A 14,128-nucleotide genomic window follows, 5' to 3' on the forward strand; every position below is an offset into this window, starting at 1 on the left:
TCCTTCCGGTCAGTCGTGGACGGTCAAGACCGGATTCGAAACCAGCCCGAAGCTTCGTAGCACGCCGAGCAGTTCGCGGTGGCCGAAAGCCTGGCACCCGGAGGCGAACCCCACGCGCTTCGGCGGCTGTCGCAGCAGAGAGTAGGCGCCATAGGCCTGCATCAACCCGGTCTGCTTGTAGTTGCAGGTGCCGTGGATGACACAGTGCGCGCGGCCCAGCGGTCCCGAGGCGTGCACCGAATCCAGCGACGTGTTGAGCCGCTGGTTCTCCCGCGGCGGCATCTCGTCCCGTACCGCCGCGGCCTGCTCCTCCAGCACGCGCATCTTCTCGTCCAGCGGCAGGTCTTTGACCTGTTCCAGCACGGCCGCGACGATCTGCGGCACCCCCTGCATGAGCGCGCGGTCGAAGACTCCGCCGACGGCCTTGACGTTGGCCACCCGGGCGTCGTTCTTGAACCACACCGGATGCGAGGTGCCGCCCCAGGGCAGGGCCAGCCCGGTTTCGTGATGACCGGGCACGGTGACGTCCTGCAGTCCGCCGTCGGCCGGCCAGGGCCGGTACTCGTTCTGCTCGAGGTAGTACGCGGCGGACAGCGCGGCGTTGACCAGGATGGTCTTCGTCGAAGCGACCGTGGGATAACCCTTCCAGAACACCAGGATGTCCAAAGTGTCCAGTCCGGGCGTCTCCAGGCACAGGTTCGCCGCGATCTCGCCGGTGGTGTACATCTGCGCGATGCCGGGAGAGAGCAGCAGGCCTTTCTCGGCCATCCGCGCGCCGTAGCGCTCTTCGGCGGCGATCAGCCAGTCCTGTTCGCCGGTGGTGTCGAGGTAATGCGTTCCGGTGCGCAGGCAGGCTTCGACGACTTCGTGGCCGTACTCGCTGAACGGGCCGACGGTGTTGCACACGACCTTGGCGTCGCGGAACAGTTCGGTGAGCGCTTCGACGTCGTGCGAGACCTCGACGACCTCGTGGTCGATGGTGTCGAGGCCGGGCACGTGGTCGATCGCCTCTTGGATACGGGCCTTGTCCCGACCGGCGGCGACGAACGGGACGTTGTACTCGCGCAGGTATTCGCAGATCAGCCGTCCGGTGTAGCCGGAGGCGCCGTAGACCACGACGGGCTTGGGGCTGCTCATGGTGTTTCCTTTCGGGTTCGTGCTGTTCACATGCCCATTCCGCCGTCGACCGGGAGCCCGGCGCCGGTGATGAAGCGGGCGGCGTCGGAGGCGAGGAACACGACGGCGTCGGCCATGTCGGAGACCTCGCCGAGCCGTCCGGCCGGGGTCTGCCCGATGACGGCGCCGATGGCCTCTTCGACGCTGGGGAACAGGCCGACCTCGACGACGTCCTGCGCGAGCTGATTGCCCATCCGGGTGGGTACGAGGCCGGGATAGACGCAGTTGACGCGTACGCCGTAGCCGAGCTTCCCGGCCTCCATCGCGGCGACCCTGGTGAGCCGGTCGACGGCCGACTTCGTCGCCGAATAGCCCGCGATACCGGGGAAGGCGATGGTCGCGGCGACCGAGGCGATGTTCACGACGGCGCCGCCGGTGCCCGCGGGGCCGCCGGGCCGCATCGCGCGGAAGGCGTGCTTCACGCCGAGGGCCGTGCCGAGCACGTTGACGTCGAGCATCTTGCGCACGTCGGCGGGGTCGAGGTCGGCGACGAGCCCGGTGATCTCGACCCCGGCGTTGTTCACCACGATGTCCAGCCCGCCGAGTTCGCCGATGACCGCGGCGACCGCCTGCTCCCAGCTCTGGTCGTCGGTGACGTCAAGCCGGACGAAGCCCGCGTTGGCGTCCTTCTGCTTGATCTGGTCGGCGGTGGCGCGCCCGAGATCCTCCTGGACGTCGCCGATGACCACCGAGGCGCCCGCCAGCGCCAGCGCTTCGGCCATTCCGGCGCCCAGGCCCTGCGCCCCGCCCGTGACCAGGGCTTTTCGGTCCGAAAGGTCGTACGAACCCATGGACTTCTCCTCCTTGAGACGGTCCGCGGTTGCGGTGTGGGTCACATCCTGAGCCCGTTTTGGACAGTCGTCAAGATTTTCTTGGACAGTCGTCAAGAATTCGGCGACGCTAGACTGTGGGACCCGCGGCAGGCGCGGGCTCCCGGACCGGACAGGAACTCGTGGTGACCGAGACGAGCGAGCGGATCGCACGCCGGAGCGTGGACAAGTTCGCCCAGCGGCGGGCGGAACTGGCGGAGTCCGCGCTGCAGGCGTTGTCCGAGTTGGGGTACGCGAGGACGAGCCTCCGGGAGATCGCGCAGAAGTCGAACTTCTCGCACGGAGTGCTGCACTACTACTTCAGCGACAAGGTGGAACTGCTGACCTACGCGGTCCGGAAGTTCGAAGAAGTGTGCGTGACCCGCTACGACGAGGCCGTGGCCATGGCGCGGTCGGCCCAGGAACTCGAGCGGGGCTTCGGTGTCGCGATGGCGGACACGCTGCGGGCGGACGCCGTGATGCACCGGCTGTGGTACGACCTGCGGAACCAGAGCCTGTTCGAGGCCGCGTTCCGCGCCGACGTGCTCGACATCGACACTCAGCGGCAGGCGATGATCTGGCGCGTCGTGGAGCGCTATGCCGAACTCGCCGAGGCGTCGCCGGTCGTGACGCGAGCGGTTGCTTATGCCGCTTTCGACGGCTTGTTCCAGCAGGCGTTGCTGCACCATCTCGCCGATGGTCTTGCTGAGGACGCCGGGGCGCTGCTCAGGCGGCTGGTCTCGTAGGTCCGTTCGATGGCTCCTTGGTGTGGAGCCCATCGAACGGCTTCTTCTAGTCTGTGGCGTTGATCGCCGTGCCGTCGTAGAGGAGAGCTCCGGCGCTGTCGTAGACCCGGACCTTGAGCTGCGTCATTTCCGTTCGCGAGTCCGCCAGGAGTCGCTCGAACTCCGCACGGCCTTCGTCGGAGTCGGGTTCGTGGCTTTCCAGCCTTCCCTTCGCGTCGCGGAGGCTGACCATGTCCACGGCTATTTCCGCCGCGAAGGTGCCGTCCACGATGTCGGCTTCGGCCACCGTGCCGTCGTTCGCCCGCAACTCCAGTCTGGCCGCATCACGGGTGAGTGCGCCCAGCAGCCGGACGGGCCGGCCGTTGTAGGCGGGCATCCACTGCCATATCGAATACGGGCGATCGGTGAAATCCTGGGCTTGGCCTTCGGATCGCAAGTTCAGCCACCTGCCTCTGCCGTTCTCGAGAACGCAGATGCCGGTGGATCCGTCGTCGTTGTAGGCGAGGAGCGCTCCGTGTTCGGCGGCGGCCCCGACCCTGGCGCCGGGATGCCATCCTTGGCGGGACGGTAGAACATCTGTCGAGTCGCGTGCCGTTTTCTCGGTGACGGTGGCGGCGAGTGCTGATTCGAGCTGTGCTGCCGGTGAAGTCACTGCGTGCTGTTCTCCTTCTTGTCGGAACATGTCCGGTTCACTGTCGCTTCGGTTCTTGCCGGGCGCATCGGGGAGATTCCCTGAGTTCCGGTGTTCGGTGTCGCAGGGGTTGCCAGGGTTGAGAGTAAGCGCTTACTCGGCTTACTTGGATGGTGGTCTTCGTGGTCGGGTCATGCCCCCCGCTCAGCTCATCCCTCATGGCGCCGCACTTCGGTCACGCGAGCGCAAGAAGCGACGTGGTCAAATCACTCTTCAGTGTTGGATATTCCTTTTGGCGGTTGCTTAAAATTACGAACGCTTGTTCGATTTATTGCGGTATTCTTGAGGGGTGCCCGAGACCTTTCTTCCCGAGTTGCCGCAGGAACTGTGGCGCGCCGGCAAGCTGGAGCTTGCCCCATGGCGTGCAGCAGTCTCTGCGAATGATTCGGATGGCTACCGCCGGTTTGGGGCAGTTTCTGGCGGAGATCGAGTCTCGTGGTGCGAAAGACTTGTACGGATATGGGTCGACGGCCGCTTGGTTCGCGGATGTGGCGGGGCTGTCGCGCGGTGAGGCGCGTCCGGTGGTGGCTCGGGCGATCGCGTTGAACCTGACCCGTGCTTTGGATGGCACCGAGGTTCCTGCTGTGGCACCGGCTACTGCCGTTGTCGCCGCCGAAGGCTTGGTGGGGGATGAGCGGATCGATCAGATCCTGGAGATCTTGAAGAAACTCCCTGCTGACACCTCCGCGGAGGATCGGGCGAGTGCGGAGAAGATTCTCGCCACCCTCGCCCGCGACGCCGGTCCCCGCCAGTTGGCGGAAGCTGAAGTGAATCTGCTCGGCTTGCTGGATCCGGACGGGAATGAGCCGAAGGATCCGGAACCGAAGGAGCCGCGCCGGGAGATCACCCTGGAGCGCCGGAAAGACGGGTTCTGGAAGCTGACTGGTCTGCTCGATGACGAGACCGGTGCCCGCACCGCGGCCGCGTTGGAGGCGTATGCCCAGCCGCGGCCGGTGGACGAGTTCGGCCAAGCGGATCTGCGGATGAAATGCGAACGCCTGGGAGACGCCTGGGCCGACATCCTCGACCTGGCGATCGCGTGTCCCGATCAGCCCGGCACCAGCGGCTACCGCACCCTCGTGAACGTCACCATCGGACTCGACGAACTCAAAACCGGCCTCGGGACCGCGTGCCTGGATTTCGTGGGGACGATGACCGCCCGCGAAGCCCGGCTGGCGGCCTGCGACTGTCTGATGTTGCCCGTGGTGATGAGTGCCGCCGGAGAGCCTCTCGATGTGGGACGGCTGCGGCGGTTCGTCACGCCAGGCCAACGACGTGCGTTGAACATCCGCGACGGGGGTTGCACATTCCCCGGGTGCCACCGGAAGCCGAAGCACTGCCACGCTCATCACATTCACCATTGGGCAGATGGTGGCCCGACGGATCTTCGGAATCTGGTGCTGCTGTGCGGTTTCCATCACCGGCTGATCCACCACGGCGACTGGGAAGTCCGCATGGCGGCTGACGGGTTACCGGAATTCATCCCGCCCCAATACCGAGATCCGCTCCGACAACCCCGCCGCAACACCCTGCACCACCGCTGAACCCCGAGGAGCCCGCCAGCCACACCGGCGACGGGCCCCTCGTCATGCGCACGCCCCGATGCTCCGTGAAGGCCTCCTTCCCTACCCTGAGGGTTGGCAAGGAGGCCTTCACTACCTACGCGCGTCCCACGCGCAGCAGCGGTCACATCGGTCTGGTGAGTGCGACTGTCGTTCGCTCGGTGTCTCCAAGCGGCTCCCGCGATGCCCGGCTGCGGCAACTGCGCAATCCCTGACCGCCGAACGTCAATTCCGAGCATGGGAAACCTCGTGACCCGCCCGTAGTTTCGGCGCTGTGCCCGATATCGAACCCTTCACCATCCGCGTGCCCGATCGCGAGCTGGCCGACCTCCACGCTCGCCTGGCCCGGGTGCGCCTTCCCGAAGCCGAGACGGTTTCCGACGCCACCCAGGGGATCGAGCTGGCCCGGTTGACGGCGTTGCTCCGGGCGTGGCGGGAACACGACTGGCGGGCAAGGGAGATCCGGTGGAACACGATTCCCCACTACCGGACCCGGATCGACGGTCTGGAAATCGGGTTCTGGCATGTCCGTTCGCCCGAGCGCACGGCGCTCCCGCTGATCCTGACCCACGGCTGGCCGGGTTCGATCCTCGAATTCGAAAAGGTGATCAGACCGCTCAGTGATCCGGTGGCCCACGGCGGTTCCGCGAGCGACGCCTTCGACGTGGTCGTGCCTTCGTTGCCGGGCTTCGGTTTCAGCGAACGGCCCAGCGAGCGCGGCTGGCACCCTGGCCGGACCGCCCGGGCTTGGGCCGCTCTGATGACCGCGCTCGGCTATCGGCGGTTCGGGGCCCACGGCGGGGATTGGGGTGCCGTCGTCAGCACGGAACTGGCGCGCCAGGTTCCCGAACGGGTCGCGGGCCTGCACCTGACGATGCCCTCGGCGTCGCCGTTGCCGGAGGACCGGACGGCGCCGAGCGCACCCGAACGACGCATGCTGGATCGGCGTGATCTGCACCTGTCCGACGGATACGGCTTCGGAATGCTCATGGGCACGCGCCCGCAGACGCTCGGCTACTCCCTGCTCGATTCGCCGTCGGGGCTCGCCGCGTGGCTCGGCGAGAAGTTCGCCGCCTACGCCGACGACCGGCCGGAGTACGGCGGCGGGGTGAGTTTGGCGGAGCAGGTCGACAACATCGCGCTGTACTGGCTGACCGGCACCGGTGCTTCGAGCGCTCGCTGGTACTGGGAGGCGATGCGGTGGGTGCCGCGCAGCGCGGAGGAGGAGAACGCGCGGCCGGTGACCGTGCCCGCCGCCGTGTCGCTCTTCCCCGCCGACCCGTGGCCGACCGCGCGACGCTGGGCGGAGCGCCGCTACCGGAATCTGCACCGGTGGACCGAACTCGACCGCGGCGGGCACTTCCCGGGACTGGAACAGCCGGACCTGCTGGTCTCCGAGATCAGGGAAGCATTTCGGGACCTCCCGGTAAACGGTTAAAAACCCCCGACCTTCGGAGGGGATACATCGGGAGCGGGTGCTCCTACCGTCGGAAGCCGACCGAAACCCGGTGAGGAGCACCTCTATGAAACTCGTGCGCATGATGGGGCTGGCCGTGGTGACGGCCTCCGCGTTGGTGTTTTCGATGACGGCGGCGTCCGCGCACGATCCCGAGACGGCGGAGGGGCAGGCCGCGGCCCGGACCTTCCTGGCCGACCACGTCCCGGCGGAACGGCACGCCGTCACCGGCACCGCGGCGGGTGTCCCGTGCGTCAACGGCATGGCCGACAAATACCCGTGCAAGAACGTCGACCTGCTCAGCGTGCTTCCGTTGTCCGGCCTCGGCGGCGGTAACGGCAATGACATCTGGGGCTGGACCGACCCGTCGTCCGGCAAGGAATACGCCATCGTCGGGCGGACCAACGGCACCGCGTTCGTCGACCTGAGCGTCCCGACCTCGCCGAAGTTCCTCGGCAACCTGCCCTCGAACGGCGGCAGCAGCTCGTGGCGGGACATGAAGGTGTACAAGAACCACGCGTTCATCGTGGCCGACTTCATCACCGGGCACGGGATGCAGGTGTTCGACCTGACCAGGCTGCGCACCGTCACCACACCGCAGACCTTCACCGCCGACGCGCTGTACCGGGAATTCGGTCCCGCGCACAACATCGCCATCAACGAGGAGACCGGTTTCGCCTACGCGATCGGCTCCAACACGTGCAGCGGCGGACCGCATATGGTCAACATCCAGAACCCGAAGGCGCCGGCCAAGGCGGGCTGCGTGTCGCAGGACGGCTACACCCACGACACTCAGTGCGTCGTCTACCGCGGACCGGACACGGCGTACAGCGGCAGGGAGATCTGCTTCAACGCCAACGAGGACACGCTGACCATCGTCGACGTCACCGACAAGGCCAGGCCGGTCCAGATCTCGCGCAAGGGCTACTCGGGCGCGCAGTACTCGCACCAGGGCTGGCTGACCGGCGATCAGCGCTATTTCCTGCTCGACGACGAACTGGACGAGTCGCGCGGCACCGACAAGCGCACCAAGACCTACGTCTGGGACCTGGCCAAGCTGTCCGCCCCCGTGCACACCGGCGTCTACAGTTCGCCCGCCACCGCGATCGACCACAACCAGTACGTCAAGGGCCAGTACTCCTACCAGGCGAACTACCAGGCCGGTCTGCGCATCCTGGACGTCAGCGGCGTCGCTTCGGCACGGTTGTCCGAGGTCGGCTATTTCGACATCTACCCGGCGGGCAACGTGGCGAGGTTCAACGGCGCGTGGAGCAACTACCCGTACTTCTCCAGCGGCATCGTCATCGTCAACGGCATCGAACAGGGCCTGGTCGTGGTGAAGCCGAACCTCGGCGGCAAGTGACCGGAGGGCAGGCGTGCGCAAGCCCCGGTTCACGGATTGGTTGTTCCTCGCGCTGGCACTGGTGATCGGTGTGGCCGCGGTGTCCGTCGCGCTCCGGCCGACACCCGGCTCCGCGCATTCTGCCCACCAGCAGCCCGTCGTGACGGCGGATCTGCTTCCCGCCGCGCACAGCGACGGGCTGTCGGAGGCGGAAAGCGGGTACCGGTTCGAGCGGGTGACCACGCCGGCCGTCCGGGGTCCCGAGGTGCCGGTCGCGTTCCGGATCCTCGGGCCCGACGGGCGGCCGGTCAACCGCTTCCTGGACAACCAGACCAAACAGATGCACTTCTTCGCCGTGCGCGACGACATGAACGTCTTCCAGCACGTGCACCCGACGCTGGACGGCGACATCTGGCACACGAGCCTCGCGCTGACCGACGGCGGCGCCTACCGGATGTTCGCCGAGTTCGTGCCGCTCGACACCAAGGATCCGAAGCATCCGGTGGTGCTCGGTGTCCCGTTCACCGTGCCGGGCGACACCACCTTCGTGCCGGTGCCCGCTCCGGCGGGCGACACCGTGACGTCCACGGGATACCGCGTGGCGCGCGTGGACGGGGAGGCCCGGATCCCGGCGATGCGGGCGCAGGTCCTCCGCTTCGCTCTCCGCGGCCCCGACGGCGCGCTCGTCACCGCGGTCGACCCGCACCTGGGTGCCAACGGCCATATGACCGGATTCCACACCATGCTGTTGTCGGCCACGCACCTGCATCCGGTGCAGCCGCTCGGCGCGGCGCTCGTCGACGGCGAACTGACCTTCCACTCGCTGTTCTCGGAACGCGGGGAATATCGGCTGTTCCTCGAATTCTCCCACGGCGGGCGCGTGCACACGGCGGCCATCACGGTCGCGGTGGACTGACCGGAACGATTTCCGCGATCTTCGGCGCCGCGCCGCCCGGAGACCAGAGGAGCCGGACCTTGGCGGTCACGATGCCTTCGGCGGGCAGTTCCGTGTAGCCGCCCGACACCCTGCCGATCGTGAGCCAGCCACCCGAGGCGTCCGCGATCTGGACGTCGGCGCCCGCGCCGGCTTCCGCCGCCAGGACGACGACCTTGTCCAGCGGTTTCGGCGCGGCGGCCGTGACGACGAGCGCGTCGCCGGGCATCGGCGCCGACGCCGCCGTGTAGAGCGAATCGGCGTTGTTGTCCGCGGCGGCGGCCAGGTTCGCCCCCGCCGGGGCGCCGGTGACCGTGTACCGGGGACTGTCCGGTGTGGACACGGTGAACTCCCGGACCACGACCCAGAAGGTTTGCGGGCCGGTCGTGCGCACGCGGACGAACCTGGCCTCGGCACCTTCGGGGAGATCCGCCGAGATAACCGGCTCCGTGACCGCTTTCACCGTCGTCCAGCGTGTGCCGTCGGCGGAGTATTCGAGGACGCCGTCGTGGACGAAGTCGTCCGGACTGGTCGGCTTGCCCATCGCGATGTCCACATGGGACACCCGCTGGGCGGTGCCGAGGTCGACCCCGATGGTGTCGCCGACGCGCGGGGCCCAGTCGCTCCAGTAGTAGGTCTCGGGATCGCCGTCGACCATCCTGGCGGGAACGTTGTCGGTGTAGGTCCCCAGCGACGTAGTCGGCCGCGGCCGGATCCCCGGCAGACCGAACCAGCGGTCGGCGGTGGCCAGCGCGCTGTCGAGGAACGGCACGCAGACGTCCGTGCAGGTGCTCGGATTGCGCGGCCCGCGCGAGGTCGGGACGCGGATCGCCTGCGCCTTCTTGAGCGCGGCGACGAGTTCCCCGCGCTCGGCCCAGGCTTTCGCACCGTCGCCGTCGAACTGCGCCAGCAGCATCTTCACCGCGTGCTTGCCTGCCTGGCCGTAGAGCCCGACCTGGTCGAGCCACGGCCCGACTTCGGCGAGGAAATTCGGGTTCGAAGCCATCCCGCGTCGCAGATCTTCGGGATCGGAGGCCATCGCGGTGAGATAGTGATCCAGTTTCGCCGCCGCGCCCCAGGGATCCTTCTTCTCCAGCGCGGACCAGAAAGCGGTGAGCAGCGGGCGCAACACCGGTGAATCGGGATCCGGCTTCCCGGTTTCGAGCCGGACGAGCAGGCTCGAATAGTTGTTCTCCGCGAACACCTTCAGCGCCGGCGCGGCGGGCCCGCCGAGGTCGGCGATGGCGGCGAGCCAGGATTCGTCCGGGTCGTAACGATCCGGGTTCCACAGGAAGTCGCCCGAGGTGAACTCGGCGATCTTGGACGCCTCGGCCTGCACCATCGGGTTGGCGGTGATCCCGGACAGGTACTTCGCGACCCCGGGCTCGCGGCCGATGTACGGGCCGAGCAGCAGACGTTCGGTGATGTAGTCGTTGACCGGGTAGTTGTCCCAGATCAGGATGTCGTGCCCGAAGACCTCTTTCGCCTGCCTGGCCTGCTTTTCGGTGATCTGCCCGGCGATCACGCCGACCCCGGTCCACTCGACGATCACCGCCTTGTCGAGCTGGGTGCGCAGCGCGGTCTTGTACGGGGAATCGGCGAGGTCGTAGTACTCGGTCGGGACGGTCTGGAGCCGCTCGGCATCGGGATGGGTGGCGATGAAGTCCTGCTGTACCCGGTTGAGCAGGAACGACTGCGCCGCGCCCGCGGCCGCGCCGCCGGTGCCGAACTTCGCGGCGTCGGCGTCGCAGTTCCAGCGGGTGTAGGAGATGTCGTCGAGCGGAATCGCGAACGACCGCACCCCGACGTCCCACAGTGACTGGAACTTCGTGACCAGCGCGTTCTTGTCGGCGTCCGAGGAATAGCACACGGAAAGACCGGGGGAGAGGGCGTAGGTGAACTCGACGTGGTTCGCGGCCGCGCGGCTCACCAGATCCGAGAGGAGGGCGAGTTGCTCGGGCGGGTACTGGTCGCGCCAGCGGGCGCGCAGGAACGGGTCGTCCTTCGGGGAGTAGACGTACATGTTCTGCTTGGTGCGGCCGTAGAAGTCCAGCTGCGCCAACCGATCGGCGTGTGACCACGGCGCGCCGTAGAAGCCCTCGATCACGCCGCGCAGGGGTGCCGCGGGCCAGTCTCGCAGGGTGAACGCGCGGCTCTTGCCGGAAGCGAAGAGCTGCCGGAGCGACTGCGCGGCGTAGAACGTCCCTGAAGTGTCCACACCGGACAGTGCGATCACGCCGCGGTCGGCGGCGAGGACGTATCCGCCGGGCGACAGACCGTCCGGGCCGTCGACGCGGAGCGCGGCGAGCGCGAGCGCGGTCGCCCTGCTTTCGGTCGGGCCGCCGACGAAGACGACGAGCCCGCCGTTGCCGCGTTCCCGGTCGACGGCAGCCTGGTCGTTGTCGGTGATCTTGACGATGGTGCTCGCGCCCGCCGCGCGAAGGACCTGGTCCACGACGGCGAGCGCGGAGGGATCGGTGCCCGCTCCGACGACTTCGACGACGGTGCGCGGAATGGTCACCAGACCCGGTCGCGGTGTCAGCTGCTGGGGTGTCGGCCACACCCGGGCCAGTGGTGGCCCGGCGGCGGGGGCCGCGCTCGCCGGTGCGGGGACGGCCACCGCCACCGCGGTCACCAGCAACGTCACCGGGATGAGTCGGAGTACCCATCGGAAGGACATCGGCGGCCCCCAAAGCGTCGATCAACGACGGTCTGCGAGCAAGGAAACACCCAATGTGATGACAAAGGCTAGGTCGGTCTGGGTGATTTTCCGACAGTGGTCCTACGACTCTTCCGTCAGCGCGGCCGCGGTCAGGGTGAGATGCCGGGTCAGCGCCTCGGCTGCCGCGTCGGCGTCGCGGGCCAGCGCCGTTTCCTCCAGCAGGCGATGTTCGGCGAGATGATCGCGGCCGGGGAAGCGCTGCGCGGCCCAACGGCGGGCGAGTTCGCTCGCGGTCCACATCCGGTCGAACCTCTCCAGCGGGACGGGGTTCCCGCAGCCGTCCGGCAAGGTCCGGTGGAAGACACGATGGGCTTCGGACCAGGCGCCGCTGAAGTGTTCGCCTTCTTCGGGGTCGAACGGCGGCGTGCGGCCCAGCCGGTGGTGGGCGGCGCGGACACGGGCCGTCGACATCGACGCGTCCGGAATGCTCCTCGACGCGGAAGGGGATCCGGTCGAGCAGGCGGGTGACCGGTTCGTCGTGCACATGCACCGGGAAGCGCTCGGGGACGTGCCTTTGGGCAAGTACGACGTCGAAGTCGTCATCACGACCCTCGTCCCGGACGAGGAGATCGCCTGGACCGTCGAAGGCCGGGTCCGGCCGCGTGCCCGGCATGTCTACGGCTACCGGCTGGAGCCCGCCGAGGGCGGCACGCTCGTGACGTCCTACTACGACTGGTCGGAGGTCGGTGCGGAGTGGAGGGAGCGCATCACGTTCCCGTGGTTCCCGAGTCCGCGCTCAGGGCCACGCTGGGGATTCTCGAGCGGACCGTGCGGCGTCGAGCCGTTTCGCCCGCGCGCGGGCAGTGAACACGGCAGAATGCCTCCGTGCGGAACATCCTCATAGCGGTCGCCCTCGTCCTGCTCGGTGTCACCGGATGCCAGGGCGGGGTTTCCGGCCAGGCCGAGCCCGAAGGCGACAGTTTCGCGATCAAGGACGGGTCGCGGCTGCGGTTCCGCCCGGTCCTCGCGGAGGTGCCACCTGGTCCGGCCGCGGGCGCGGCGACCAACCGGCAGAGCACCGATCCCGCGGAGCAGCAGGCCGCCGCGGCGGCACTGGACTGCTCGGAGGGAACGGATCCGCTCGACGGCCGCGATGATCCGGCGCTCCCGCTGGTCAGTTGTGACCGCGTGCAGGGCACCAAATACCTGCTCGGCCCGGCCTTCCTCACCGGGGCCGACCTCAGCCGGGCGAACGCTCGGCTCGATTCGCAGTCGGGTGGCCCGCTCGTCGGACTCAGCTTCACCGACGCGGGCGCGCGGACGTGGGCCGACTGGACCGCGGCGAACGTCGGCAAGCAGGTCGCGATGGTGCTGAGGAGCCGGGTGCTGACCGCGCCGATGATCCAGTCCGCCATCACCGGCGGGGAAACCCAGATCACCGGCAAGTTCACCATGTCCGATGCCCGTCAGCTGGCGCGGGACATCGCCGGCGCCTGAGCCTGGCGGTGCGGGTGGTCGGACCGAACGGCCGGTTTCGCGTGTCGTCCCTCCAATCACGTGTGTCGTCCCTCCGGACACGCGAAATCGCCACTCGCGCACCGGTGGCTCAAGAGCCCGCGGCAGTCCCCGGACCAGCGCGGAATACGATCACCGGGCCCGACGTTTGAGCGTTCAACTACTTGAGGAGTTGGACATGGGTTACGAGATCCTGGGCACCCCGCAAGCGCCGACCTTCGGCCTGGACACGTTCGGCGACGTCGAGAACGGCGCCGACGGCCAGCCGGTGAGCCAGGCCGAGGCCATCCGCCAGGTCGTGGCCGAGGGCGTCCTCGCCGACCAGGTGGGCGTGGACTACTTCGGCGTCGGCGAGCATCACCGCGCCGAGATGGCGGTGTCCTCACCGGACGTCGTGCTGGCCGCGATCGCGGGGCAGACCGGACGGATCCGGCTGGGCACGGCCGTCACGGTGCTCAGTTCGGACGACCCGGTGCGCGTGTACGAGCGGTTCGCCACGTTGGACGCCGTTTCCCGGGGGCGCGCCGAGGTCACGCTCGGCCGGGGTTCGTTCACCGAGTCGTTCCCGCTGTTCGGCTACTCCCTGGAGGACTACGAAGCGCTCTTCGCTGAGAAGCTCGACCTGTTCACGCATTTGCAAGGGGAGAAGCCGGTCGACTGGTCCGGGACCGTCCGCCCGGCCTTGGAAGGCGCGCAGGCCTTCCCGGTCACCGAATCGGGCAGTCTGCCCGCTTGGGTCGGCGTCGGCGGCACCCCGCAGTCGGTGGTCCGCGCGGCCGCGTACGGTCTGCCGCTGGTGATGGCCGTGATCGGCGGGTCGCCGGAGCGGTTCGCCCCGCTCGCGGAACTGTACCGGCGCGCGGTGAAGGAGGCGGGCCACCAGGAGCTGCCGATCTCGATGCACAGTCCTGGCCACGTCGCCGAGACCGACGAACTCGCCGTCGCCCAGCACTTCTCGCATCACCAGGCCGCTTTCGCCAAGATCGGCGCCGAACGAGGCTGGGGCCCGATGTCCAGGGCCGACTACGACGCCATGGCCGGACCGCGCGGCGCGCTGTTCGTCGGCTCCCCGGAAACCGTCGCGCGGAAGATCGCATGGGCGGTGCGGGCCCTCGGCCTGTCGCGATTCCAGCTCAAATACAGCGTCGGCGCGCTTCCGCACGAGCAGCGCCTGAACTCGATCCGGCTTTACGGCGAGAAGGTCGTCCCGCGCGTGAAGGAGTTGCTCGGCTAGC

11 protein-coding genes and 2 pseudogenes are annotated in these 14,128 nt (G+C 68.2%); 8 read left to right on the forward strand and 5 right to left on the reverse strand.

Going from position 1 to position 14,128, the window contains the following annotated elements; all coding sequences use genetic code 11:
* Positions 1-9: 9 nt before the first annotated feature.
* Together AC069I_RS27975 and AC069I_RS27980 are read right to left on the reverse strand one after the other, a co-directional pair.
* A complete protein-coding gene (locus AC069I_RS27975; RefSeq protein ID WP_478234332.1) occupies positions 10-1,137 on the reverse strand; it encodes a DUF5938 domain-containing protein in 1,128 nt (375 codons plus the stop codon).
* Positions 1,138-1,163: 26 nt separating this feature from the next.
* Positions 1,164-1,967 (reverse strand): SDR family NAD(P)-dependent oxidoreductase, encoded by an 804-nt coding sequence (locus tag AC069I_RS27980; RefSeq protein ID WP_478266745.1) that lies wholly within the window; start codon positions 1,965-1,967, stop codon positions 1,164-1,166.
* 164 nt (positions 1,968-2,131) lie between these two features.
* Between AC069I_RS27980 and AC069I_RS27985 the strand changes: the two genes are divergently transcribed.
* Positions 2,132-2,731 carry a TetR/AcrR family transcriptional regulator gene (locus AC069I_RS27985; RefSeq protein WP_478234334.1) on the forward strand — a complete coding sequence of 200 codons (600 nt, stop codon included), beginning with the start codon at positions 2,132-2,134 and terminating at the stop codon, positions 2,729-2,731.
* Positions 2,732-2,777: 46 nt separating this feature from the next.
* On the opposite strand, the gene AC069I_RS27990 is transcribed toward AC069I_RS27985, so the two are convergent.
* Entirely contained in the window at positions 2,778-3,383 is a 606-nt protein-coding gene (locus AC069I_RS27990) for a hypothetical protein (protein ID WP_478266746.1), read from the reverse strand.
* 328 nt (positions 3,384-3,711) lie between these two features.
* Between AC069I_RS27990 and AC069I_RS27995 the strand changes: the two are divergent.
* From AC069I_RS27995 to AC069I_RS28010, 4 genes and pseudogenes are all read left to right on the forward strand, one after another.
* Positions 3,712-4,966 (forward strand): annotated as a pseudogene (locus tag AC069I_RS27995) (HNH endonuclease signature motif containing protein).
* Positions 4,967-5,258: 292 nt separating this feature from the next.
* Positions 5,259-6,422 (forward strand): epoxide hydrolase family protein, encoded by a 1,164-nt coding sequence (locus AC069I_RS28000; RefSeq protein WP_478266747.1) that lies wholly within the window; start codon positions 5,259-5,261, stop codon positions 6,420-6,422.
* A gap of 85 nt (positions 6,423-6,507) precedes the next feature.
* Positions 6,508-7,803: a choice-of-anchor B family protein gene (locus AC069I_RS28005; RefSeq protein WP_478227029.1), complete on the forward strand. Its 1,296-nt coding sequence runs from the start codon at positions 6,508-6,510 to the stop codon at positions 7,801-7,803.
* Positions 7,804-7,816: 13 nt separating this feature from the next.
* Positions 7,817-8,698, forward strand: coding sequence for a hypothetical protein (locus AC069I_RS28010; protein ID WP_478266748.1), 882 nt, complete (start codon positions 7,817-7,819; stop codon positions 8,696-8,698).
* On the opposite strand, the gene AC069I_RS28015 is transcribed toward AC069I_RS28010, so the two are convergent.
* Together AC069I_RS28015 and AC069I_RS28020 are read right to left on the reverse strand one after the other, a co-directional pair.
* Complete coding sequence (locus tag AC069I_RS28015) at positions 8,679-11,363, reverse strand: beta-N-acetylglucosaminidase domain-containing protein (RefSeq protein WP_478266749.1); 2,685 nt, start codon at positions 11,361-11,363, stop codon at positions 8,679-8,681. The genes AC069I_RS28010 and AC069I_RS28015 overlap by 20 nt on opposite strands.
* A gap of 135 nt (positions 11,364-11,498) precedes the next feature.
* A pseudogene (locus AC069I_RS28020) lies at positions 11,499-11,840 on the reverse strand (FCD domain-containing protein); the annotation flags it as partial.
* A 22-nt stretch (positions 11,841-11,862) separates the two neighbouring features.
* Between AC069I_RS28020 and AC069I_RS28025 the strand changes: the two are divergent.
* The 3 genes from AC069I_RS28025 (at position 11,863) to AC069I_RS28035 (ending at position 14,127) form a co-directional block, all read left to right on the forward strand.
* Positions 11,863-12,282 (forward strand): SRPBCC family protein, encoded by a 420-nt coding sequence (locus AC069I_RS28025; protein WP_478266750.1) that lies wholly within the window; start codon positions 11,863-11,865, stop codon positions 12,280-12,282.
* The gene (locus tag AC069I_RS28030) at positions 12,264-12,875 is read left to right on the forward strand and encodes a SecDF P1 head subdomain-containing protein (protein ID WP_478227032.1); all 612 of its coding nucleotides are present in this window, start codon (positions 12,264-12,266) and stop codon (positions 12,873-12,875) included. Before AC069I_RS28025 ends, AC069I_RS28030 begins: the two co-directional genes overlap by 19 nt.
* Before the next feature lie 196 nt (positions 12,876-13,071).
* Positions 13,072-14,127, forward strand: a complete 1,056-nt coding sequence (locus AC069I_RS28035) for an LLM class flavin-dependent oxidoreductase (protein WP_478227033.1) — start codon at positions 13,072-13,074, stop codon at positions 14,125-14,127.
* The last annotated feature ends 1 nt before the right edge of the window (position 14,128 follow it).

This window comes from Amycolatopsis sp. NPDC043885, from assembly GCF_056435685.1.

What these genes read in the sequence shown, in the direction of transcription:
- AC069I_RS28025 (WP_478266750.1), top strand. Translation starts at nt 11,863, where the DNA reads ATGCTCCTCGACGCGGAAGGGGATCCGGTCGAGCAGGCGGGTGACCGG.
- AC069I_RS27975 (WP_478234332.1), bottom strand. Translation starts at nt 1,137, where the DNA reads ATGAGCAGCCCCAAGCCCGTCGTGGTCTACGGCGCCTCCGGCTACACC.
- AC069I_RS28005 (WP_478227029.1), top strand. Translation starts at nt 6,508, where the DNA reads ATGAAACTCGTGCGCATGATGGGGCTGGCCGTGGTGACGGCCTCCGCG.
- AC069I_RS28035 (WP_478227033.1), top strand. Translation starts at nt 13,072, where the DNA reads ATGGGTTACGAGATCCTGGGCACCCCGCAAGCGCCGACCTTCGGCCTG.
- AC069I_RS27980 (WP_478266745.1), bottom strand. Translation starts at nt 1,967, where the DNA reads ATGGGTTCGTACGACCTTTCGGACCGAAAAGCCCTGGTCACGGGCGGG.